The organism is Marinomonas sp. SBI8L (assembly GCF_001624705.1).
Lineage (GTDB): Bacteria > Pseudomonadota > Gammaproteobacteria > Pseudomonadales > Marinomonadaceae > Marinomonas.
In genome coordinates, this window is record NZ_JSEO01000018.1 from 1 (window position 1) to 22431 (window position 22431).

Consider the following 22431-nt stretch of genomic DNA (forward strand, 5'->3'; position numbering starts at 1 on the left):
GTCTAAATTATCAGCTTCTGACTCTTCATTATCTAATGCATCCAACATAGCGTGGTAGTCTTGGATTTTTTGTTCAACTGCTTTTATTTGCTGCGTTAAGCGATTTTTCGTCAGAATGCTTTGTTTACTTGCATTGCCATGGAAGAAACTCCCATCAATTGCTATCAGCTCACCACCAACTAAATCAAGCTGTTTACAGAGTAAAATAAAATCACGGTTTACTCGAATGAGAAGCTTATGATGATCTTTTCTAAAGTTAGCTATCGTTTTGTAACTAGGACGTTGATGCTTGATTAGCCACATAAGCTCAATATTTCTGCGACACTCTTTTTCAAGTTTGCGTGAACTTCGAATACCGTTTAGGTAACCATATAAATACAAGCGTAACAGGTCAGCTGGGTTGTAAGCGGGCTGCCCTCTTAAGGAGGATGAAGGCTTATACACACCAACAGCCAATTGATCGAAATTCAATGTATCAATATAAGCATCAATTGCTCGCACTGGATTCGTATCAGAGATGTGCTGATCGAGGTGATCAATAAACAAGGAAAATTGTGCTCGATTCTCAGTTTTTCGATAGCTTTTATTCATAATGACGATAATCAACCTAACTCAGGACTATCAACATACTATAACAAGAATACTTTCACAGCCTGTCCTTCGTGGGAATGCATACTTGCCAGCTCTGCTGGCTAGGAACTTAATACCACCCACCATGCTTGAGTTGGAGCTCAAGGCTATGCATTCCAATGCCGAGCATGGGAACAAGACTTTAGATTTCCCAAATTAGCAAGCGTTGCTATTAGCGCTAAATACAATCTTATACGTAATAAATATACTGCTATAGTATGGGTTCAGCTATCTAACATGGAGGCGTTTAAAATGAAGTCAAATGCGGTTTGTTGGTTTGAGATTTATGTTAATGATATGGCTAGGGCGAAGACGTTTTACGAAACTGTGCTTGGGCAAGCGCTTACCCGTTTGGATAATCCAGAGGTAAAATCAGATTTCCCTCAACCTGAAATGTGGGCTTTTCCTATGGAGGAAGAGGCGGGTGCAAGTGGTGCAATATGTAAAATGGATGGGGTTGAAGCGGGAGGTAATAGCACGCTTGTGTATTTCAATTGCGAAGATTGCTCAGTAGAGCAAAGCAGAATTGAAACTGCCGGCGGTAAGTTAATCGCGCCTAAAATGTCTATTGGCGAGCATGGTTTTATCGCAATAGCTCAGGACCCTGATGGCAATAATATCGGCTTTCACTCTCTGAAATAGTTAACCATTTTTGTGAAAGCAAAGATTTGAGAAAGTTAAGGCGTATTAGAAATGTAACGAGAGGGGGTAGTACTAGCCCCTTTTTCTTAATTTCTTAAGGGATTATGAATGCTTATGAAGATGCACTACAAAGGTGCTTGCAGCTGCAACCACTGGCAGCTTGAAATAGAAGTAGATAAACCTCTTAGTAAGTTTAATCCGCGGGTTTGTGATTGCGATTATTGTCTAAGCCATCCATCAAGAATTATCAGTGATCCAAATATGAGAATTGAATTAGTTGGTGTTGAGCTGTCAATTAGTCAAAATGGGGACCAGTTGGCTAACTTCTATTATTGTAATCAATGCCATGATTTGTTGGCTGTGGGATGTCATTTAAATGACCAACTACGAGGTGCCGTTAATTCTGATCTGCTTCATTGCTCTGATCAACTAGATGAACCCATGCAAATTCAACCTAAGCTATTGAGCTCGTCAGAAAAGTTAGGACGTTGGGGAAGCTTGTGGGGCGTGTTACATGGCGTCTCTTGAATTCATCGTACTCAAGCCTTAATCTACTTTGCAAATACTTCTCTTTCACTAAAGGAATGGAATTTTCATGTCTGCTTCAAAAAAAGATACCTACCTAGTTAAAAAGTCTGAGATTGATTCGATGGAAGGCTTAGATAAAACCCATTTTCTAAATGAAAAAGCTAAGCGTAAGAATAAATCCCTTGGCGACTTGACTGGCTTAACAGGCTTTGGATTTCATATTATTGAAATTGAGCCGGGCTGTGAATCGACAGAGCAGCATTGTCATTATCATGAAGATGAGTGTGTTTATATTCTAGAAGGGGAAGGTACAGCGGTTATCGGCGAAGAGTGTTTTGAAGTTGGTGTTGGTGATTTTATTAGCTATAGAGCTGGCGGGCTATCTCATACACTACTTAATACGTCAGATAAAATGCTTAAGTGTATTGTCGTAGGGCAACGCCTTGATCATGATGTGGCCGATTATACAAAATTGAATAAGCGTATTTATCGTCAAAAAGGGCTGCCTTGGAATTTGGTAGATATTGAGAATATTGCTACCCCTGTGGCAGGTAAGAAAGCATAATCAATTAAGTTTAAGATGGAATAAGGTCAGTCTGTGTCGAAGAAAAATAAAGTATCAAATGAAGTGGTTGAAGACGCTATGAAAATGGCAAAAGCAACTCAGAAACCTGGTCAAACGAAAGAACAAACTAAGTTGATTGCTCAGGGGATTCAAAAGGGTATTGAAGAGTATAAAAAGCGCCATAAACAGAAGGCTCGCGCTTTAGACAAAGAGAAGAATAAGTTACAGAAAAAGGCTGAGTCTCAAGCTCAAGCCAATGCAGAACTTCCTGAAGAAGCTAGAGAAGCTGAAGTGATAATACAGCAGAGTAAGCTGGCTTGGTGCTTATTAGGTTTAAGTTGGGTTGGCTTTATCGCTTATCTAATGCAATCAGGCCGTTTTTAAAACGGGCCTTTTAGGATTCAATTAAAAAGTCTTAAAGCCTTTTAATTATAGATAGGAGGCCACGCTAGAGGCCTCCATTATCTTTCTTTCTATTTCATAACTCTTTTAATCGCCGCTTCTGCGCATGCTAGATCTAGGTGACCACCTGGTGCACCGCCAATGCCAATACCACCTACAATTTGGTCATTAATTTTTAATGGAATACCGCCAGCTAGGAACAATAAGTTTTCATCCATATTTTGTAATGGTCTAAGGACTGGCTTATCTTGAATTAACTTCATTAGGTTCGCTGTCGGTTGCTTCATGCTAACTGCGGTAAAGGCTTTTTGACGAGAGCTTTCAAGCGTATGTGTAGTTGCATTATTGTTTCTAAGTTGTACCAGTACACGGCCTGCTAGATCGACCACTGTGGTTGTCACGTTGTAGTTATCTTTGGCGCATTCACTCACACCGGCTACAGCTAGAGACATGGCTGTCGAAGACGATAGCTGAGTGAAAGTATGAGTTTGTTCTGACTCTTGTGCTGTGGCTAGGCCTGACATTAGAACTAGAGACACGCCTGTAATTTGCTTGATGATTGATTTCATATGACACATTTCCTCTTAAAGTGAGTATTGCTTTGAAGTTGGTAGCCAGTCTATCTGGCTCAGCTTGCAACCACCTTGCGCTAAGATTACAGCTTTGTAATGCAATGCACTTGGAGAGTCGTGCTACCCTTTAGGGTTGCGAAGAAAGAGAGAACCTATGCAAATTTTAGTGATTGAAGATGACCTTCATATCAGCAACTTCCTAAAACAAGGCTTTGAGCAATTAAGCTATCAAGTGACGGTTTGTCATGATGGTTATCTTGGTTATCAGCTAGCGAAGGACGGATCGTTTGACCTTGTGGTATTGGATTTGATGTTGCCTACTTGGGAAGGGGAAAAAGTATTACAGTACTTAAGAGGTGAGGGCTATGACATGCCGATTATTATCTTAAGTGCGAAACATACGGTGGAAGAAAGAGTTAAAGGACTAGAGTCAGGGGCGGATGATTATCTGATTAAACCCTTTGCGTTTGCCGAATTGGCAGCTCGTTGTCAGGTGCTATTAGGGCGACAGAAAAAAAGCCAAAGTAGTAATATGCTTGAATACCAAGGCATTCGATTAGACCTGTATAGCCGTAAGTGTTATCGAGAAGGTCAAGAAATCTCTCTCAAACAAAGAGAATTTGCCTTGATGCAGCTCTTCTTGCAACAACCTGAGCGGGTCTTCTCCAAGACCGTTATTTTAGAGACCATTTGGGGTTATCAGTTTGACCCACAAACAAATGTGGTCGATGTGCTAGTTTGTAGGCTAAGAGCTCAGTTAGACAAAGATTTTGACTCTTCTTTGATTCATACCATCAGAGGAGTGGGTTATGTCCTTAAAACAGACTAGAGGTGAGAGTGTAAGCCAAGGTGGTATTGAAACAACGACTCGTCTTGCCCAAGGGCAGTTATTTTCACGTTTTGTTCTCACCTTGATACTTTGCTTTGTTGTTATTCAATTAATAGTGACGGCACTATTAATCTATCAACAAGACTTCCAAGCTAAGCAAATGATGACAAGTCTTAAGAGTGAGTATCAAAGGCTTTTGATTTTTGAGTCCAGCGATAAACTTGAGCATGTCCTGTTAAGTTATCCGGAAAAGCTGCTCGATAATTCCATGAGTGTTATTAAGCAGACAGGTAAAGTTAACCAAGATTTTATTGCTGGTGTAACTATTGATCAAACACCTATTTCTCTCGACGCATTTCTTTTATCTGATTCTAGCTGGTTAGACTTTTTGCTCGCTCAACCTTACTTATCGATTAAATTAAGCCCCGAGAAAGAGGCATTAGAGGAAGGTAAGCAAAAGGTAAATGATGTTGAGTATTGGTTGGTTTTAAATGTACCAGCTAAGCTTTCAGCCTTAATTGAAAAGTGGGTGTTTGTCGGTTTGATACTAGCGTTACTATCAATTCTTATTAGCTTTATTGTGTGGCGTTTGATTGGCGACACTTTACAGCCTCTACATGCTTTAGCCAAAGGCTTAGATAATCATAAAGTAGGGCAAGGTGTATCAGAGCAAGAAGCGCTTTTAGATATGTCAGCTTTTTTTGTTGAGGCTAAATTACAAGAGAAACAACGTCACCATGCGAGTAAAGGATTGGAGGCGCTAAACCAAGGTGTAAATCAAGTTATGTACAGCTTAAAGGGGGCAAACTTAAGTATGTCTCATACTTTAGACGCGATCGCACATGATTTAAGGACACCACTTTCCAGGATATTGCTTAGTACGGAAAAAGCTTTAGCTTCTTCTCACTCAGATCTTTCAGATGAAACTGTGTATCACAAAAATGAGGTCTTACGGCTGGTTGCAGCTTTATCTGATTGCGCTGAATCGGCATCACAAGCAACGGAGTTATTAACGACTCTGATGAAAATTAACGATGAAGCAATAGGGCGGCATGAGATAGTAAAAGATAGCGTCTCCTTAAAAGAACTAAGTTTAAATGTTATGTCTTGGTATGAAGAAATAACAGAAGAAAGGGGGATTGGGTTAAGTGCTAATCAAGTACCTGATATTGTCTGTCTAACAGATCCAAAACGCTTAACGCAAATACTGGTTAACCTTGTCGATAATAGTATTAAGTACAGTGAAAAAGGTGATGAGATTCAATTGTGTTGGGGTATGAAAGGCCATGATTGTTTTATCAGTGTGAAAGATACTGGTATAGGTATTGAAGCTGACAAACAAGAAGCGATATTTGAGCGTTTGTATCGAGTGGATCATAGTCGTTCACAATCGGGTTACGGTCTTGGACTGGCTATGGTTAAGGTTATGCTGGATAGTTTAAATGCCACTATTAGCGTCTCATCAGAGTTGGGGGAAGGGAGTGAGTTTTGTGTTTTGCTTACTCAGCCTTTCTCTCCTACTCGCTAGCTTTTAGAAAGATAAAAAAAACGGCCAAACCGGAGAAAGTTTGACCGTTTTTATAGTTAGCTGTAGAGCTCAGTTAACTATTTTGTTTTCGTTCTTAGCGCTAACTTGGTGTAAAAGTCGTGAACTTTAATTAACGTTTATGAACGCATTCGCCAGCAACAATAGTGTGAGAGATTGCTCTGTCATCACCGATTGTCATTAATACGAATAGGGTTTCAGCTAGCGTTTTAGATTGGGCTAAACGGTAATCTAGCAAAGGAGTACCTTTGTAGTCTAAAACTAGGAAGTCCGCTTCTGTACCTACTTCTAAAGTACCTACCTTATCTTCTAGTCTCAATGCTTTTGCACCACCTAGTGTTGATAAGTAAAGGGATTTAAATGGGCTTAGTTTCTCGCCTTGCATTTGAATCACTTTGTAAGCTTCATTCATGGTTTCAAGCATAGAGAAACTTGTACCTGCGCCTACATCAGTACCTAAACCAACATTAACATTAAACTCTTCCGCTTTACCTAGGTTGAAGAAACCACTTCCTAAGAAAAGGTTAGAGGTTGGGCAGAATGCAATGGCAGAGCCTGTTTCTGATAAGCGGGTGTATTCTTGGTCGCATAAGTGAATACCATGGGCAAATACAGAACGCTCGCTTAATAGGTTGTGCTTGTCATAGGCATCTAGATAGTTTTTAGAATCAGGAAAAAGTTCTTGAACCCAAGCGCATTCATTCTTGTTTTCAGACAAGTGAGTGTGCATATAAAGGTTGTCGTACTCTTCTAAAAGCTGCCCCGCTTTATGAAGCTGTTCTGAAGTACTTGTTGGCGCGAATCTTGGGGTAACCGCATAATGGTTACGACCTTTTTCATGCCATTTTTCAATCAGTTCTTTGCAATCTTCATAGCTTGATTCTGGTGTATCAGTCAGGTACTCAGGCGCATTTCTGTCCATCATTACCTTACCGCAGATCATACGTAGGTTGTATTGGGCAGACGTTTCAAAGAAAGCGTCAACAGACTCTTTGTGAACCGTGCCAAATACAAGGGCTGTTGTTGTGCCGTTGCGAAGTAGCTCTTTTAAGAATACATCCGCTACTTCAAGGGCATGGCTCTTTTCTTTGAACTCATTTTCCGCAGGGAAAGTGTAGTTATTTAGCCAATCTAATAACTGTTCGCCATAAGAGGCGATCATACCCGTTTGTGGGTAGTGAATATGAGTATCAATGAAGCCTGGCACTATTAAAGAGTCTTTATGCTCACTAAGTTGTGCATTTGGGAAATCTGGTAATAGAGTTTCGGCATTACCGAGGGCGACGATTTTATCGCCCTCGGTAACCAAAAGACCATCTTCAAAATACTCATATGACGCTTCAATTCCTACTTCTGCAGGGTCAGCTATGGAGTGTAAAATGGCCGAACGCCATGCTTTTAATTGAGTCGTCATAATTTTATAGCCCTTTCGCTTTTTCACGAAGCTTTTGAATACCCATCAGAACACGCTCAGGTGTTGCTGGTGCGTCAACTTCTGGTTGATACTTGTAATCTGCAACGGATGCGATCGCATCTTTGATTGCACACCAAGCAGCAATACCTAGCATAAATGGTGGTTCACCAACGGCTTTCGAGTGATAAACCGTATCTTCTGGGTTTTTGCGGCTTTCAACTAGGTTAGTACGGAAGTCGATCGGCATATCAGCAATCGCAGGTACCTTGTAACTTGCAGGTCCTGATGTCATCAGACGGCCTTTATCATTCCAAACTAGCTCTTCTGTGGTTAACCAACCCATACCTTGTACAAAAGCACCTTCAACTTGACCAATATCGATCGCAGGGTTTAATGATTCACCCACATCTTGTAGCAAGTCAGTACGTAGGAACTTGTATTCACCAGTATAGGTATCTACTAATACTTCACAGCACGCTAGGCCGTATGCATAGTAGTAGAAAGGGCGACCACTTGCGCTATCACGATCATAGTAGATTTTAGGTGTCTTATAGAAACCTGTACTAGAAAGAGATACTTGGTTGAAGTAAGCCAACTGAATGATTTCTTCAAAGGCCATGTAGTTTTCACCCGCTCGCACATGACTGTTGTTGAACTCAACTTGAGACTCTTCAACATTAAAGTGCTTAGCTGCAAATTCTACAAGACGTTGCTTGATAGTCAGTGCCGCATTTTGAGCTGCCTTACCATTCAAATCTGTACCAGATGATGCGGCTGTTGGTGAGGTGTTTGGCACCTTGTCTGTATTGGTTGCTGTAATTTCAATACGCTCAGCTTCAACTTGGAACACTTCAGAGACAATTTGTCTTACTTTGGTGTTCAAGCCTTGACCCATTTCTGTACCGCCATGGTTAATACGGATGCTGCCATCTGTATAAACATGGATTAGAGCACCAGCTTGGTTCAAGAAAGTGGCAGTGAATGAGATACCGAACTTAACCGGTGTCATCGCAAGACCTTTTTTCAGGATGCGACTTTCAGCATTGAAGGCTTTAATCTCTTCACGTCTTTCATAATAATCACTGCTAGCCAAGATCTCTTCTGTAATTTCAGGAAGAATATTGTGCTCAACAGTTTGGTGATAAGCCGTTTCATTACGGTCGTCTTTACCATAGTAGTTGGTACGACGAACATCTAATGGATCCTTATTTAGATTACGGGCAATGGAATCCATAATTTCTTCAATCGGAACCATACCTTGAGGGCCACCAAAACCACGGTAAGCCGTGTTAGATGCGGTATTCGTTTTACAACGATGGCCATTGATTGTGGCATTTTTAAGGAAGTAAGCGTTATCAATGTGGAACATAGCGCGGTCAACGATAGAGCCAGAAAGGTCTGGTGAATAACCACAGTTACCTGCTAGATCAACTTCGATGCCTTCAATCATGCCGTCATTGTCAAATGCGACATCGTATTTAACGAAGAATGGGTGACGTTTACCTGTCATCATCATGTCTTCCATACGAGGCACACGCATTTTAGTTGGACGATTTGTTAAGCGAGCAATAACAGCGGACATACAAGCAGGTAGTGCTGCTTGAGTTTCTTTACCACCAAAACCACCACCCATGCGGCGCATGTCGATAACGACTTTATGCATATCTACGCCTAGTACACTGGCAACCAGTTTTTGTACTTCGGTTGGGTTTTGAGTAGAGCTGAATACCATCATGCCACCGTCTTCAGTTGGCATAACAGAGGCAATTTGAGTCTCTAGATAGAAGTGCTCTTGACCACCAATATGTAACTTACCTTGAATACGGTTCGTTGCATTCGCTAGGGCTGTTTTTGAGTCACCTAAAACGTGCTGGTGGCTATCAAGTACAAAGTGTTTTTTCTCTAGAGCTTCTTCGACACATAAAACAGGCTCTAGATCTTCATATTCAATGATGGCTGCCATAGCGGCTTTACGCGCTGTTTCATGATCGTTTGCGGCAACCGCCAATACTGCTTGGCCATAGTATTCGACAAGATCATCAGCAAGGAGAGGGTCACCAGAAACAACAGGGCCAATATCTAGGTTACCAGGAACGTCTTTTGCTGTAATCGCAATGGCTACGCCATCAAACTCATAACATGGGCTAGTGTCTATGCTAAGAATTTTGGCATGAGCACGGTCACTCATACGAGCATAAACATGTAATTGGTTTGGAAACTCTAATTTATCATCGATATAAAGCGCTTCACCACTTACTTGCTTGTCAGCACTGTCATGTTTGATAGAACGGCCAACACCTGTTTTAAGGTCTTTTTTAAAGATGGCTTCTAGTTCAGCTTGTGTTTTTGTTTGAATGAATTGACTAGACATGAGCGGTCACCCTTGTTTGCGTGTAAGTAGATTGAGCAGACTCGGTTTCAACGAAGTATTTGCGAAGTAGGTTTTGCGCACTCAAGGTACGGTACTCTTTAGTCGCTCTGAAATCGGTGAGAGGGGTGAAGTCAGTGGCCAGTGCGGTACAAGCCAATTCAATGTTCTCTTCTGTATAAGCTTGGCCGATCAAGGCTTTTTCAGCATTGTCAGCACGCTTAGGGATACCTGCCATGCCACCAAAAGCAATACGCGCATCAGTTACAACTTTGTTTTCTACAGTGATATTGATCGCTGCACAAACTGCAGAGATATCATCGTCAAGACGCTTAGATAATTTGTAAGCTTTAAACTGATTAAGCTTGGCTTTAGGTACAAATACTTTTTCAATAAATTCGCTAGATTGCTGAACGGTTTTCTTATAATCCAAGAAATACTCTTCAATCGGTAGGCGACGTGTTTTGTCTCCTTGACGCAATTGAATATCTGCATTTAACGCGATTAATAATGGTGGTGTATCACCAATTGGAGAAGCGTTACCTATGTTGCCACCAAGTGTGCCTTGGTTACGAATTTGTAGTGAAGCAAAACGATGTAGTAGTTCACCAAAATCAGGGTATTCAGCAGAAAGTGCTGTGTAGCAATCAGACAAGGACGCAGCCGAACCTAGGATGATTTCATCTTCGGTACTCGTTACTTCTTGCATGTCTTTTACATTACCGACATAAATAAGTTTACCGATAGGACGGTGGAACTGAGTTACTTCAAGAGCCAAATCTGTACCGCCAGCTAATAGCTTAGCATCTGGGTGCTCTAGATACATTTGAGCAAGTTCAGCTGTTGTTGTAGGCACTAGGCTTACTTTTTCACCATCAGAAAGCGATGCGCCGCCAGCTGGAATTTGTTTCAGACGGTCAACGGTAGACACTTCAGTCGCATCAAAGAAATCCACTTCCTTTGTATTACAAGCTTGTTCAGCTGCTTCATAAATAGGGCGGTAACCAGTACAGCGACATAGGTTACCAGCAAGGGCTTCACTCGCTGTTTCTTTATCATAGCCGTCAGTGTTTTTCTGCATTGCAAACATAGACATGACAAAGCCAGGTGTACAAAAGCCACACTGAGAACCATGGCAATCGGCCATTGCTTGTTGTGTGCTGTGAAGCTTGTCGTCTTGTTTTAGGTCTTCAACCGTGATCAGTTGCTTGCCGTGTAGAGCTGAAACGAAAGTTAAGCAAGCATTAAGTGTGCGGTAACGTAATGCATCACCATCCAGTTCTGCGACGACAACTGTGCATGCCCCACAATCGCCCGATGCGCATCCTTCCTTAGTGCCTGTTTTGGAAACCTGCTCACGCAGATAATTCAATACGGTTAAGTTTGGATCAAGATTCTGCTCGCTGCGCAATTCCTGATTAAGTAAAAACTGGATCAAGGTGTATCCTCCTGTGCCTTTTTATGAGGATTCATGACTGCTGAATCACTCATAAATTATGACGTACTTTAGTTATTATGTATTTTCATTCTAGCTAAACATTGTCCGATCGGTCAAAGATTTTTGAGACTTTCTTTTTTCCTTATGTGAAAAAAATTGGTAATTTTTCACTTGGTGACTGACATGACAGGGGTATCATCTTGAATTTATTTGATTTTGCTTGAGATATGTCAAAAATGAATTTTTATAAATTTCTTATAAAAAAGAATGGTAATTCAGTTTTTGTTTAAAAAACGAAGGTTAAAGTTAGGTTTTGTATCTAAGAAGGCAAAAGTGAGCCTTCCTAGATAACTCAATTAGGCTTGGTGAGGGCGCTTAATGAGGGGGTATTTTCTGATGAGAAGTACAAGAAGAAAGACAATGGTAACGCCAAGAAGGTCTCCAGCAAAATCTGCCCACTCTCCATAGCGGTTAACATAGGGTTGAATGACTTCGATAACCCCGCCCCAAAAGGCGATAAAGAGGCAAATGAAAGAGAAGCGTCTAAAATCACCTGCCGCAGGCATAATTGCCCAAGCCGCAAAACCTAAAACATGATGAAGCTTATCTGATCCAGGTGCTGAAGGGAGTTGTTCTGCAGGAAGCAGAGTTGCTAGGCTAATGCCAATCCAGCCAATCAAAAAGAGAGGGATTTGCCAACGAGCATATAGGTTAAACAAGAAGTGAAATGCAGCCATAGATCATCCTTTATAAAACAGAGGCCCAGTTAATAGCATTAACCGGGCCTGTTTTGCTATTAGCGTACGATACGTACTTTAATCGTACGGCCTTTAATTTTCTTCGTTTGTAGTTCGCTGACCACATACTTAGCTTGTTTATTTGCTATAGCAACATAAGCACGGCGATCGAAAACATTGATTTTTCCGACTTCGTCTTTAGCAAGGCCTACACCAGCTGTTAATGCGCCAACAATATCGCCAGGTCTTAACTTGTCTTTACGACCAGCATCAAAACAAATCGTTGTCATGCTAGGTATTAGACGGAATTCAGCATCATACTTAGGGTCAAGATCTAAATAGTCAGCTTGAATTTCAAACCTTTCTTCTATGTCTTTCACTTTATATGAGTCTTTATCTGTTACTAGGTTAATTGCAACCCCTTTATTGCCTGCACGCCCAGTACGGCCAATTCTGTGAGTATGAACATCGATGTCGCGTGTTGTGTCATAGTTAATGACAGTATCAACTTCTTTCACATCAATACCACGGGCAGCCACATCGGTTGCGACTAGAATACGGCAGCTAGCATTACTAAATTGCACTAAGACCTGATCTCTGTCTCTTTGCTCTAGGTCGCCGTGAATCGCCTTAGCGCTGATCTTATGATCGACTAAGAAATCTGCAATCGTTTGACATTCAAGCTTGGTATTACAAAAAACAATCGCTTGTTCTGGATTCTGGTAACGTACAGCACTCATAAGCGCATAAGGTTTATCATCCTTATTACTCTTTACAAAGAACTGCTTAATATCAGGCTTTGATTCTTGAGTTGCTTCAACCTTGATGGTTTTTGGGTTGCGTTGAAACTCTGCGCTAATTTCGCCAATTGTTTCAGGGTAGGTTGCTGAGAACATTAGAGTCTGACGTTTCTTAGGAGTGCTTTCGACTAAAGTACGAATGCTGTCGACAAATCCCATATCTAACATACGGTCTGCTTCATCTAGAACCAAGGTGTTAAGACTGTCTAATCTTAAAGTGCCTTTGCGCACGTGCTCTAATAGACGACCCGGAGTACCTACTACAATGTGAGCGCCATGTTCTAGAGAGCCTATTTGTGGTCCAAATGGCATACCGCCACACAAACTTAGCACTTTAATATTTTCTAGAAAGCGGGCTGTTTTGCGTATTTCCTTACAAACTTGATCTGCTAACTCCCTTGTAGGGCACATGACTAAGCCTTGTACCCCAAAATAACGAGGATTAAGCTTTAGCAACATACCAATTGCGAAAGCTAAAGTTTTACCACTACCTGTTTGAGCCTGCGCTAGAATGTCATTATCTGATAGAATACTCGGCAAAGTCTCTGCTTGGATGGGCGTGAAGCTTTCAAAACCTAAATCTGATAATAGAGATGTGAGTTTTGTTGGAAGTTGTATATCTAAGTTATGGGAGAAGTTAGCCACAAATTACCTGAAATTTAATAAATGAAGGGATATTTGGCCAAAATGATATCAGATACTGCTAAATGAGTGGTGTGATATTTTAATTATCTAGCTAAAGATTCGTTATTTAATAGTGGATAGATTCTTGAAGCTGGCTTAATGTGTTATTTGAGACATTTAATTTTTAATTAAGGTGCTAAATTTTGTTGAAAGGGCGATATCTAAAGCAAGCTCATCTTGTCGTTTTTTTATTTGTATCCCTTTGCGCTCTTATTGTTTTATTTAGTCTACTGCGTGAAGACAATAACCGTATTGCAGTTAAGCAGGAACAAGCTGGTCAGCAACTTAATGAATCTATTATCAATGCTTTGAATGGTTATGAATTAGAGGTTGCGGGTTTAGCTGCTTTATTTCATTCTAGTCAGTTCGTCTCGGCTCTAGAGTTCGATACTTTTAGCCAAACCTTGATCAACCACAAAAGAATCCCCGTCTATAACAGCTTTTATGCTGAGTCTGTATTAGCGACACAAAAGCAAAATTTTATTGCCGATCGAACTCAGAGGTTCAATGGCCCATTTCGGATTTTGCCTGAAGGCGAGCGCCCGCTTTACTTGCCGATTACTTACGCCTTTCCTGATAAACGCTTTGTGGGCGTAGATACTTTAGAAAAAGGGGTTTTCTTTCTTTATGAGGGGACCCAAGACTGGAATACACGACAAACAAAACTGATTAAACCAAAAACCGCTAACGATAATTTTATCGTTAAACCAAGCCAATCTTCTAGCCTTTATGTGCTAAGTAAAAATGTTTATAAAGATGAGGCTAATAGAAGTAGTAATAAAGAAAATTGGCTAGGAGTCGTTGCAGTCTCCTTCGATATGAGTTCTATGCTACAGGCGATTAGCCTCAAGTTTGATCATGACTTGTTATTTCGATTATCAGATATTACTGATTCAATTGAGGCTAAAAACTACTTTTACCGTTCCCATTCTGCCGATATTTCTGAGTGGTCAAAGCGAGAATTTGATCAAACACAAATTATCTACGGAGGCAGAATTTGGCTACTGGAGAGTAGCTACCTAGATACCAGTATTGCCTTATATGACTGGGGCTCTATTCTATTACCTGTTGTCGCATTACTTATTTTGGCGGTGTTTTTAAGTATTTATATTCGCAGTTTAAATTCGTCGTTTTTAGGCATGATGAAACGGGTAAATCATCAGTTAGAAATCGATGATTTAACGAACCTATATTCCCGATATTTTATTCATGAAAAGCTAGATAAAGCCATCTTAAAAAGCGAACAAAAGCAGGGTGATCTTGCTGTTATCTTTATGGATTTAGATCACTTTAAAACAGTGAACGAAGCTTTTGGACATGAAGTGGGTGACAAGTTACTTAATAAAGTTGCCCAAAGGTTAACGTCGGTTTGGCCTTCTGATGCTGTACTAGGCCGTCTAGGTGGTGATGAGTTTTTAGCCTTCATAGAACTTAATGGCAAGATGAGCCATGATGATTTAAAAATTCTTTGCCATGAAGTGATCACCCAAGTTAGCCACAGTTATTTAATTGATAATCGTACTCTAACGATAGGTTGTAGTATTGGTGTTGCTCTATATCCAAACTTTGGCGACGATGCTATGACCTTGGTAAAAAATGCCGATATGGCGATGTACAAGGCTAAAGCTCTGGGACGTTCTACTTATCATTTTTATGATGGTGATATCGGAGCTCGTTTAGCCCGTAATGTGAAGATAGAAACCCGTTTGCGTTTAGCTATGCAGAATAGCCAACTAAGACTTTATTTTCAGCCTAAGGTAAATTTAGACACGCTTGAATGTGTAGGATTAGAAGCTTTGTTACGTTGGAATGATGAAGAGTTAGGCCCAGTTTCACCGATGGAATTTATTCCGATCGCAGAACAGTCTGGCATTATTCTGCCTCTTGGTGAGTGGGTAATAGAGCAATCATGTCGACAAATAGCGGCTTGGCAGTCTCAAGGCTTAACGGTTCCTCCTATTGCGATGAATTGCTCCGCTGCTCAACTAAAACGAGATGACTTTTTCTCCATCTTGCTACAAAACTTGAATAGCTATGATATCTCTCCTGATCAAGTTGAGTTAGAAGTCACCGAGTCTATGTTAATTGAAGACTCAGAACGTTGCTCTAAGCTGTTACAGCAGGTGAGTCGTTTAGGTGTAAAGATCACCATAGATGATTTTGGAACAGGCTACTCTAGCTTGAGCTACCTAAAAGACTTGCCTTTCAATTGTATTAAAATTGATCAGGTATTCATTCGTGATATGATTGAAGATGTGAACCACGCAGCGATCACAGCAGCCATTATTAAGATGAGCCAAACATTAAACTTACAGGTAGTCGCAGAGGGCATTACCAGTCATAAGCAATTAGACAGGCTGCGTGAGCTAGGTTGTACGATAGGCCAAGGTTTCTTATTTGGGGAAGCATTCCATGCCGATCATTTAGCGATTAATGATGAAAAAATTAAACAGTCATTATTAGCTGAAGATGGTTAAGTTTTAATTGAGTGTGAAATGAAAAAAGGTGCTGATTAGCACCTTTTTTGTTAGCGAATAGGAGAACTTTTTAACTCAGTAACAAGCTGCTGCCAGAAGGCGGTGAGATTCGGGTTCTGATTAAAACGTGATTTATATAATCTGATTTCTAATGGGATATGCCACTGCTTTTCACCCGCTTGTACTACCTTGCCATACTCTAAGTTATCTGACATAAGACGCTCTGGTAACCAACCTAAACCAAAACCTTCCTTAACCATGGCTTTTACGCTGACTGAGTGTAAGTTTTCACTCAAGGTTTGTAGTTGAGCCACTTCTCTTTGGCGTTGTAAATGATGCTGGATAACAGGTTGTAAAAAGGTCGTTTCTGTATAACTGATTACAGGCAGTGGTTTACGCCTTGAGCCCGGTAAAGAATATTTTGCCTGACCATCTTCATCTGTTGCGCTGTATGGTACAAGTGTTTCTTGAGCGATAACAAGATACTCATAGTTCTCATCATCTAAGCCGCGTACAAAGTTGATAGCGGGGTGCCAGAAGCAAAGCATCAGATCACACTGTTTCTCAACCAAAGCATTCACGAAGTCTGCCGCAGCCCAAGAACTGGACTTCATATTAACATCCATATCTAGGTTGATACTTTGGCAAAAAGGCTCTAACCAATCTTTGTAAAAGCTTAAAAATAGGGTTTGAGTCGTAACAAAGCTTACCTGTGATTCTTCTTGCTTACGGATCTCTTGGCAACGTTCTTTCGCATCTCTCAATTGTCTGGTGATGAGTTCGGCACTTTGAAGAAAGACATCCCCAGCTGGCGTTAAAGACAAAGGCAGGGTATTTCTATCTATGAGGGTTACCTTCATCTCATCTTCAAGTAGTTTTATGCGTCGGCTAAATGTAGGTTGAGTCACATGTTGCTCGTCTGCCGCACGGGAGAAATGTCTCGTTCTTGCTAATGCAATAAAATCTTCAAGCCACCTTATTTCCATAATGAGGCCTCCAAAGATAGTGTGTCTTTATCATTATTATTTTCATTTAAAACTGTTAAACAAAAGAGAGAAAATTTAGTCATTAAATTCGTCCCTCTTCCATGGCATGACAAGCAACAGAGCTTAAGTCATCATGCAGTACCATTTTAGGTTCTTCGTGTTTGCAGCGTTCATTAGCATGGGCACATCTTGCTTGAAACACGCAACCTTGTGGTTTGTTAAAAGGGGTGGGGACTTCACCAACTAGACGAATAGGTTGGATAGAGTTGTCATCAAGACGAGGTATCGCAGATAAAAGCGCCTGAGTATAAGGGTGTTTAGGGCTCTTAAATAGGGTTTTTGTATCTGCTAGCTCGCATACTTTGCCTAAGTACATAACCGCAACACGGTTGGAAAAGTGCTCTACCACGGTAAGGTCATGGGTTATGAAAAGATAGGTTAAACCACGTTCTTCTTGTTTATCCATCATCAGGTTGAGAACCTGTGCTTGCACAGATACATCGAGTGCTGCTAGTGGTTCGTCAGCCACAATAAAATCAGGGTCTACAGATAAAGCGCGAGCAATGCTAATACGCTGTCTTTGACCGCCTGAAAATTCATGAGGGTAGTAATCACTCAAGTCAGGGCTTAGATCGACAGATTCCATCAGCTTTGCCACTTTATAATCCACATCGTCTTGAGAGAGTTGCGGGTTATGGAAAGACACTGGCTCAGATAATGTTTGGTAGATTGTCATTCTTGGATTTAATGAAGCATATGGATTTTGGAAAATCATCTGCATGCTACGTCTAAATAGCATTCGTTGGCGTTCATTAAGATTATCAATGCGCTGATCTTGATAATGAATTTGTCCAGCACTTAACGAGTTAAGGCCCATAATGACCCGTGCTAAGGTAGATTTACCACAGCCAGTTTCGCCAACAACGCATAAGGATTCACCTTTTTGAATGGTGAGGTTTACGCCATTTAGTGCATGTACTTGTTCTTTTTTACGGCTAACCTTGCCTTTATTAAAGCGGATTTCGTTAAGCCAACTTTGCTCAATATCAAAGCGCTTTTCTACTCCACTTAACTGAATTAACGGCGATTGTTTCATACTTCGTCGTACTCCGAAAATTCACTTAACATATCCTCAACCATGTAACAGGCTACGGTTGAAATACCTGAATAAATATACCCCGGTTGTTCTACACTGCATTTCTCTGTCGCGTATTTGCATCTAGGATGAAAAGCACAACCACTAGGACGATTCATGAGAGAGGGCATACTGCCGGTAATTTGGTTAAGCCTTTGCCCTGGCAGTGCCATTTGCGGTAAAGCACTTAATAAGCCTTGAGTATAAGGATGCTGTGGATCATTGATTATTTCTAGGGTCGGGCCTTCTTCTACAATACGTCCTGCATACATAACCATGGTACGTTCTGCCACACGAGAGACTACGCCTAAGTCATGGGTAATCAATATTAGGGCGACATTACAGACTTCGCACATGTGTTTTAGTAGTTCAAGAATCTCAGCTTGAATGGTCACATCTAAGGCTGTTGTTGGCTCATCGGCAATAATGATGTCAGGATTGAGTATCATGGCAATCGCGATAATAACCCTTTGTCTCATACCTCCAGAAAGCTCATGAGGAAACTGATCAAACCTGAGTTCAGGTGATGGAATTTGTACCTGAGCAAGTCTATCTATGGCTATCTTCTTCGCATCTTTTTTACTCATGGTCGTATGGCTGCGAATCGCTTCAACCATTTGCACGCCAACACTGATAACAGGATTAAGCGTCATCATGGGGTCTTGGAATATCATGGCAATACGCTTGCCACGAACATGTCTCAATTGACGATGAGACAATTGTGTTAATTCTTTACCATCTAGCTTAATTGAGCCCGACTCAATAAAACCAGGTTTGCTGATAAGGTTCACAATCGAGAAACCTAGAATGGATTTCCCCGCACCAGACTCACCCACGAGAGCAACTCTTTCGCCTCTTTCTAAGCTAAAGCTCACATCATAAAGAGCTTGCATAACGCCTGACTTTAAACCAAAGCAGACATTTAAATTTCTTACGTCTAATAAGGTCATAATTAGTCTTTGTAAATCTTTGGATTTAAGTGGTCTCTTAACCAATCACCTAATAGGTTCATGACTAAGATAAGAAGGATCAAGGTTGCGCTAGGGATGATGCATATCCACCAAGCGCCAGAAAATACGTAGCTAAAGCCAATGGAAATTAATGAGCCTAAAGAAGGCTCAGAAACAGGCATACCTAAGCCTAAAAAGGATAAGGCAGCCTCAGCCACAATCGCGTTAGCAATTTGAATCGTAAAAATAACTAATAAAGGAGACATGGTATTTGGCAAGATATGTTTGAACATAATACGCATAGGACCGATGCCCATAATTCTTGCAGCATCTACATATTCTTTTTGCTTTTCCGCCAATACGGAGGCTCGTATAGTTCTTGCAAAAAGAGGCCATTCAGCCAAACCAATAACAAGTATGAGCATTATCATGGCAAGTTGTTGGTAATAGTCACTGCCAAACAAGGTCTGAAATATAGCGAGAAAAACGATCGCAATCATCATGGTGGAGAAAGACAGTTGAATATCCGCACAACGCATGAAAAAGTTATCTAGTCTGCCGCCAGCGTAACCGGCTGTTAAACCAATAAAAATGCCTAATCCCGCCTGAATAATAACGGCTAATAAACCTATGCTTAAAGATAGGCGTGTGCCATATAATATGGTGGAGAGTAGGTCTCTACCTTGGGCGTCTGTGCCTAATAGAAAGCGTTCATCACCACTTATCCAATAGGGGGCAATTTCTGAATTTTCAAGATCCATAAATTGAGGATCATAAGGATCAAACGGTGCAATGAGTGGAGCCGCTAGTGCAACCACACAATAGAAAATAAAGATAACCAAAGATAGAACGGCAAGTTTATCACTTAGAAAGCCATTCCAAATATGTTTCCATCTTTGTTTACTAATGGGTAGAAGAGACAACTCTTTAACTGAATACTTCATAGGCCATGACTCGCCAGTTTAACGGTAGGGTTGATATAGCCGTAGATTAAATCAACTAGGGTGTTTGAAATAACGAAGATAGCGCCTACTACAATAAGGTAAGCGGAAATAAGCGGACTATCGACTCGGTTTACGGCATCAAGAAATAAGCTCCCCATGCCAGGCCATTGGAAAATGGTTTCGGTCAAAATGGTATAAGCAACCAAAGTACCTACTTGAATGCCACCAATGGTTATAATTGGCAACATGGTGTTTTTAAAGGCGTGCACAAAGTAGATACGTGCAGGTGACAAACCTTTTGCCCAAGCATACTTTACATATTCTGAGTGCAGCACTTCTAACATCTCAGAGCGAATCAGCCTGACAAACATAGGAAGCAGGGCAATGGCTAAAGAGAAGCTTGGTAAGATCAAATGACTAAGTCCATCTAAGGTTAGAAAGCCTGTCTCCCAAATACCAAAGACTAAGACGGTATCGCCACGGCCAAAACTAGGTGTCCACTGTAATTCAATAGAAAAGGTATAAAGCAAAAAGATACCGACAATAAAAATCGGAACAGACAAGCCAATGGTACTGGAGAACATTAAAAATCTTGCGAGTATGTTTTTAGGCCGAATGGCAGCAAAAATACCACATGGGATAGAGACCATAATAATGATGATAATAGCGGAAAAAGCGAGTTCAAAAGTCGCAGGTAGCTTTTTCAAAATGACATCTAATGCGGGCTCCTTATAAAAATAAGAGGTGCCAAAGTCTCCTTGTAAGACGTTTTTTGCATAGCGTGTGTATTGTTCAAACTTGGTGTCATTAAAGCCTTGCTCTTGGCGTATTTGCTCTATCTCAGCAGGAGAGACGCTTTGCCCAACCATTTGTCGAACTGGGTCGCCAAGGCTGTCTTGAATGACAAAGCTGATAATGCTGATAACTGTCATCACCACACAGGCTTGTAACAATCTTCGTAATAAAAATATTAACATCTAATAATCGTTCTTTTTGGAATCTGTGGTTTATTAATAGAAGAGGCTAACGACTTAGTCTATGACAAGGTCACCTAAATAAGGCCAATCTTGAGAATTAATCACGTCTTTAATATTAACGTTTTGCTTAGCACCCCAAGCAAGGTGTTCCCATGCAATTGGAACAATCACAGCATCTTGCGCTATGGTTGATTCGATTTGCTGTAATAAGCGAATACGCTTTTCAGGGTTTAATTCACGATTGGCAGACTTAATACGATTATCTAGGTTAGGGTTACAATAGCCGTTTGCATTGTAGACACCATACCCCGTTTTTGCGTCTGGGCAGGCAATGATAAATTCAAAAATATTATTAGAATCTAGGGTGTCAGACTGCCAACCTAGCATCATAATGTCGGCAGAACGTTTATCAAATTCCTGAAAATATTGAGCTTTAGGTAAGGTTTTTAGATCCACTCTGATTTTAATCTTCGCCAGCATTGCTGTGATTGCTTGCGCTATTTTCTCATCATGAATATAGCGATTATTCGGCGCCATCATGCTAATTTTAAAGCCTTCTTCATAGCCTGCTTCACGCATTAACTGGCGTGCTTTATCTAGTTCAAAACGTGGCGTCAGTGAATCTAGATGGCCTAAGAAATCATCAGCACTCAGTTGTGCCGCTGCTGTTCCAAAGCCTTTTAGTATTTTATCAACAATGATTTCTTGGTTGATGGCAAGGTTAATCGCTTGGCGAACTTTAGTGTTTTTAAGCTCTTCTCGGCGGTTTTGGTTAAGCTGTAGGAACAAAATTCGAGTACTTGGTAGCGTCACTAATTGAATATTGCGACTGCGCTTAACTCTTGGCATATCTAAAGGTGAGATAGGAAAGATAAAGTCAACATCGCCAGAAAGAAGAGCTGCAAGCCTTGTTGCATCAGACTTGATAGTCGAGAATTCAATGCGATCAACATTGCCTTTACTTTTTGTGTCCCAGTAATTGGCATTACGAACAAATTCAATACGAGTACCAGGCTCTCGACTGGTAATAATAAAAGGGCCGGTGCCAGATAAGTTGCGGGAGGCGAAACTATTACCGAATTTAACTATGTCATCACGACCTTGATAAAAATCTTTATCCATAGGGAAAAGGTAGGCCATCAAGTTAAGCAATAAAGGGGTTTGCTTATGGGTAATAATATCAATGCTATGACTGTTTCGTTTTTCGATGTGTTTGATATTGTCGAATAATGCCCGAAACTCTACCGATGATTTAAGGCGCTTTACTGTATAAATAACATCATCAGCGTCAAATTCATTACCAGAGTGGAAGTAAACCTCTCTACGAAGTTCGAAGCGTGTCGTTAGTTTATCGATACTCTTCCAGCTGGTGGCAAGGCGTGGCTCGAAAGTATGATCTTGTCTCCAGCGAAGTAGAGGATCAAAGGCTAAGTGAGATAGTTGTAATGTGCCTTGAGAAAGTTGTTCATGAGGGTCTAATGAAGACGGATCAGCGTCCGTAGCCATATGAAGTGTTGCCGCATAACTGGCTGAACAAATTAATAAACTCAAAAGAGTGATGAAGCGTGCCACAACCTTCATTTCTTATCCTTAAATTTTAAATGACCAAAGGCAGGGGATTAGCCTATCTAAGCAGAAGTCGCTAAGGCTTTTATTATTTAAAGTGTGGAATAAATCACGAAATACATAGTGTAACTGAATGTTATATCAAGGTTATTATTCTAATTTTTATATTTGGTTGTAAAAATCCATTTAAACCAAGTCGCTAAATATAAGGTTTTGCCTGCCCCGACACCTTATATGTTAG

General features: G+C 40.8%; 20 protein-coding genes. 7 read left to right on the forward strand and 13 right to left on the reverse strand.

Features of this window, described 5'->3' with window-relative positions:
* A partial coding sequence (locus tag OA91_RS21245; RefSeq protein ID WP_197477857.1) for a transposase occupies positions 1 to 591 on the reverse strand: 591 nt, incomplete at its 3' end.
* 291 nt (positions 592 to 882) lie between these two features.
* On the opposite strand from OA91_RS21245, the gene OA91_RS21250 reads away from it, so the two are divergent.
* The 4 genes from OA91_RS21250 to OA91_RS21265 all read left to right on the forward strand — a co-directional run bounded on the left by OA91_RS21250 (position 883) and on the right by OA91_RS21265 (position 2749).
* The gene (locus OA91_RS21250) at positions 883 to 1272 is read left to right on the forward strand and encodes a VOC family protein (protein ID WP_063339762.1); all 390 of its coding nucleotides are present in this window, start codon (positions 883 to 885) and stop codon (positions 1270 to 1272) included.
* A gap of 108 nt (positions 1273 to 1380) precedes the next feature.
* Entirely contained in the window at positions 1381 to 1800 is a 420-nt protein-coding gene (locus OA91_RS21255) for a hypothetical protein (protein WP_063339763.1), read from the forward strand.
* Between the two features lie 67 nt (positions 1801 to 1867).
* Positions 1868 to 2365 carry a cupin domain-containing protein gene (locus OA91_RS21260; RefSeq protein ID WP_063339764.1) on the forward strand — a complete coding sequence of 166 codons (498 nt, stop codon included), beginning with the start codon at positions 1868 to 1870 and terminating at the stop codon, positions 2363 to 2365.
* Positions 2366 to 2398: 33 nt separating this feature from the next.
* Positions 2399 to 2749 (forward strand): DUF2956 domain-containing protein, encoded by a 351-nt coding sequence (locus OA91_RS21265; protein ID WP_082828062.1) that lies wholly within the window; start codon positions 2399 to 2401, stop codon positions 2747 to 2749.
* A gap of 89 nt (positions 2750 to 2838) precedes the next feature.
* On the opposite strand, the gene OA91_RS21270 is transcribed toward OA91_RS21265, so the two are convergent.
* Positions 2839 to 3336, reverse strand: a complete 498-nt coding sequence (locus tag OA91_RS21270; protein ID WP_063339765.1) for a GlcG/HbpS family heme-binding protein — start codon at positions 3334 to 3336, stop codon at positions 2839 to 2841.
* Between the two features lie 157 nt (positions 3337 to 3493).
* On the opposite strand from OA91_RS21270, the gene OA91_RS21275 reads away from it, so the two are divergent.
* Both OA91_RS21275 and OA91_RS21280 read left to right on the forward strand, forming a co-directional pair.
* Positions 3494 to 4168, forward strand: a complete 675-nt coding sequence (locus OA91_RS21275) for a winged helix-turn-helix domain-containing protein (protein WP_063339766.1) — start codon at positions 3494 to 3496, stop codon at positions 4166 to 4168.
* Positions 4149 to 5696, forward strand: coding sequence for a sensor histidine kinase (locus tag OA91_RS21280; protein WP_063339767.1), 1548 nt, complete (start codon positions 4149 to 4151; stop codon positions 5694 to 5696). Before OA91_RS21275 ends, OA91_RS21280 begins: the two co-directional genes overlap by 20 nt.
* Positions 5697 to 5826: 130 nt before the next feature.
* Here the strand turns inward: OA91_RS21280 and guaD are convergent, their stop codons facing one another.
* The 5 genes from guaD to dbpA form a co-directional block, all read right to left on the reverse strand.
* Positions 5827 to 7128 (reverse strand): guanine deaminase, encoded by a 1302-nt coding sequence (guaD, locus tag OA91_RS21285; protein ID WP_063339768.1) that lies wholly within the window; start codon positions 7126 to 7128, stop codon positions 5827 to 5829.
* Positions 7129 to 7132: 4 nt separating this feature from the next.
* Positions 7133 to 9499 (reverse strand): xanthine dehydrogenase molybdopterin binding subunit, encoded by a 2367-nt coding sequence (xdhB, locus tag OA91_RS21290; RefSeq protein WP_063339769.1) that lies wholly within the window; start codon positions 9497 to 9499, stop codon positions 7133 to 7135.
* Positions 9492 to 10934, reverse strand: a complete 1443-nt coding sequence (xdhA, locus tag OA91_RS21295; RefSeq protein WP_063339770.1) for a xanthine dehydrogenase small subunit — start codon at positions 10932 to 10934, stop codon at positions 9492 to 9494. The genes xdhB and xdhA overlap by 8 nt, the downstream gene beginning before the upstream one ends.
* Positions 10935 to 11290: 356 nt before the next feature.
* Complete coding sequence (locus OA91_RS21300) at positions 11291 to 11671, reverse strand: hypothetical protein (RefSeq protein ID WP_046018839.1); 381 nt, start codon at positions 11669 to 11671, stop codon at positions 11291 to 11293.
* A 59-nt stretch (positions 11672 to 11730) separates the two neighbouring features.
* The gene (dbpA, locus tag OA91_RS21305) at positions 11731 to 13116 is read right to left on the reverse strand and encodes an ATP-dependent RNA helicase DbpA (protein ID WP_046018838.1); all 1386 of its coding nucleotides are present in this window, start codon (positions 13114 to 13116) and stop codon (positions 11731 to 11733) included.
* Between the two features lie 182 nt (positions 13117 to 13298).
* Between dbpA and OA91_RS21310 the strand changes: the two genes are divergently transcribed.
* Positions 13299 to 15632: a bifunctional diguanylate cyclase/phosphodiesterase gene (locus OA91_RS21310; RefSeq protein ID WP_063339771.1), complete on the forward strand. Its 2334-nt coding sequence runs from the start codon at positions 13299 to 13301 to the stop codon at positions 15630 to 15632.
* A gap of 50 nt (positions 15633 to 15682) precedes the next feature.
* Here the strand turns inward: OA91_RS21310 and OA91_RS21315 are convergent, their stop codons facing one another.
* The 6 genes from OA91_RS21315 to OA91_RS21340 all read right to left on the reverse strand — a co-directional run bounded on the left by OA91_RS21315 (position 15683) and on the right by OA91_RS21340 (position 22205).
* The gene (locus tag OA91_RS21315) at positions 15683 to 16618 is read right to left on the reverse strand and encodes a LysR family transcriptional regulator (protein ID WP_063339772.1); all 936 of its coding nucleotides are present in this window, start codon (positions 16616 to 16618) and stop codon (positions 15683 to 15685) included.
* An 82-nt stretch (positions 16619 to 16700) separates the two neighbouring features.
* The gene (locus OA91_RS21320) at positions 16701 to 17714 is read right to left on the reverse strand and encodes an ABC transporter ATP-binding protein (RefSeq protein WP_063339773.1); all 1014 of its coding nucleotides are present in this window, start codon (positions 17712 to 17714) and stop codon (positions 16701 to 16703) included.
* Positions 17711 to 18703: an ABC transporter ATP-binding protein gene (locus tag OA91_RS21325; RefSeq protein WP_046018835.1), complete on the reverse strand. Its 993-nt coding sequence runs from the start codon at positions 18701 to 18703 to the stop codon at positions 17711 to 17713. Before OA91_RS21325 ends, OA91_RS21320 begins: the two co-directional genes overlap by 4 nt.
* A 2-nt stretch (positions 18704 to 18705) precedes the next feature.
* Entirely contained in the window at positions 18706 to 19647 is a 942-nt protein-coding gene (locus tag OA91_RS21330; protein WP_046018834.1) for an ABC transporter permease, read from the reverse strand.
* Positions 19644 to 20624, reverse strand: a complete 981-nt coding sequence (locus OA91_RS21335) for an ABC transporter permease (RefSeq protein WP_046018833.1) — start codon at positions 20622 to 20624, stop codon at positions 19644 to 19646. Before OA91_RS21335 ends, OA91_RS21330 begins: the two co-directional genes overlap by 4 nt.
* A gap of 54 nt (positions 20625 to 20678) precedes the next feature.
* Positions 20679 to 22205, reverse strand: coding sequence for an ABC transporter substrate-binding protein (locus OA91_RS21340; protein WP_046018832.1), 1527 nt, complete (start codon positions 22203 to 22205; stop codon positions 20679 to 20681).
* Between the last annotated feature and the right edge of the window lie 226 nt (positions 22206 to 22431).

Coding starts and splice junctions, on each gene's coding strand:
- OA91_RS21260 (WP_063339764.1), top strand. CDS start 1,868: ATGTCTGCTTCAAAAAAAGATACCTACCTAGTTAAAAAGTCTGAGATT.
- guaD (WP_063339768.1), bottom strand. CDS start 7,128: ATGACGACTCAATTAAAAGCATGGCGTTCGGCCATTTTACACTCCATA.
- OA91_RS21300 (WP_046018839.1), bottom strand. CDS start 11,671: ATGGCTGCATTTCACTTCTTGTTTAACCTATATGCTCGTTGGCAAATC.
- OA91_RS21325 (WP_046018835.1), bottom strand. CDS start 18,703: ATGACCTTATTAGACGTAAGAAATTTAAATGTCTGCTTTGGTTTAAAG.
- OA91_RS21320 (WP_063339773.1), bottom strand. CDS start 17,714: ATGAAACAATCGCCGTTAATTCAGTTAAGTGGAGTAGAAAAGCGCTTT.
- OA91_RS21275 (WP_063339766.1), top strand. CDS start 3,494: ATGCAAATTTTAGTGATTGAAGATGACCTTCATATCAGCAACTTCCTA.
- OA91_RS21315 (WP_063339772.1), bottom strand. CDS start 16,618: ATGGAAATAAGGTGGCTTGAAGATTTTATTGCATTAGCAAGAACGAGA.
- OA91_RS21255 (WP_063339763.1), top strand. CDS start 1,381: ATGCTTATGAAGATGCACTACAAAGGTGCTTGCAGCTGCAACCACTGG.
- OA91_RS21340 (WP_046018832.1), bottom strand. CDS start 22,205: ATGAAGGTTGTGGCACGCTTCATCACTCTTTTGAGTTTATTAATTTGT.
- OA91_RS21270 (WP_063339765.1), bottom strand. CDS start 3,336: ATGAAATCAATCATCAAGCAAATTACAGGCGTGTCTCTAGTTCTAATG.
- OA91_RS21280 (WP_063339767.1), top strand. CDS start 4,149: ATGTCCTTAAAACAGACTAGAGGTGAGAGTGTAAGCCAAGGTGGTATT.
- OA91_RS21330 (WP_046018834.1), bottom strand. CDS start 19,647: ATGAAGTATTCAGTTAAAGAGTTGTCTCTTCTACCCATTAGTAAACAA.
- xdhB (WP_063339769.1), bottom strand. CDS start 9,499: ATGTCTAGTCAATTCATTCAAACAAAAACACAAGCTGAACTAGAAGCC.
- OA91_RS21335 (WP_046018833.1), bottom strand. CDS start 20,624: ATGTTAATATTTTTATTACGAAGATTGTTACAAGCCTGTGTGGTGATG.
- OA91_RS21250 (WP_063339762.1), top strand. CDS start 883: ATGAAGTCAAATGCGGTTTGTTGGTTTGAGATTTATGTTAATGATATG.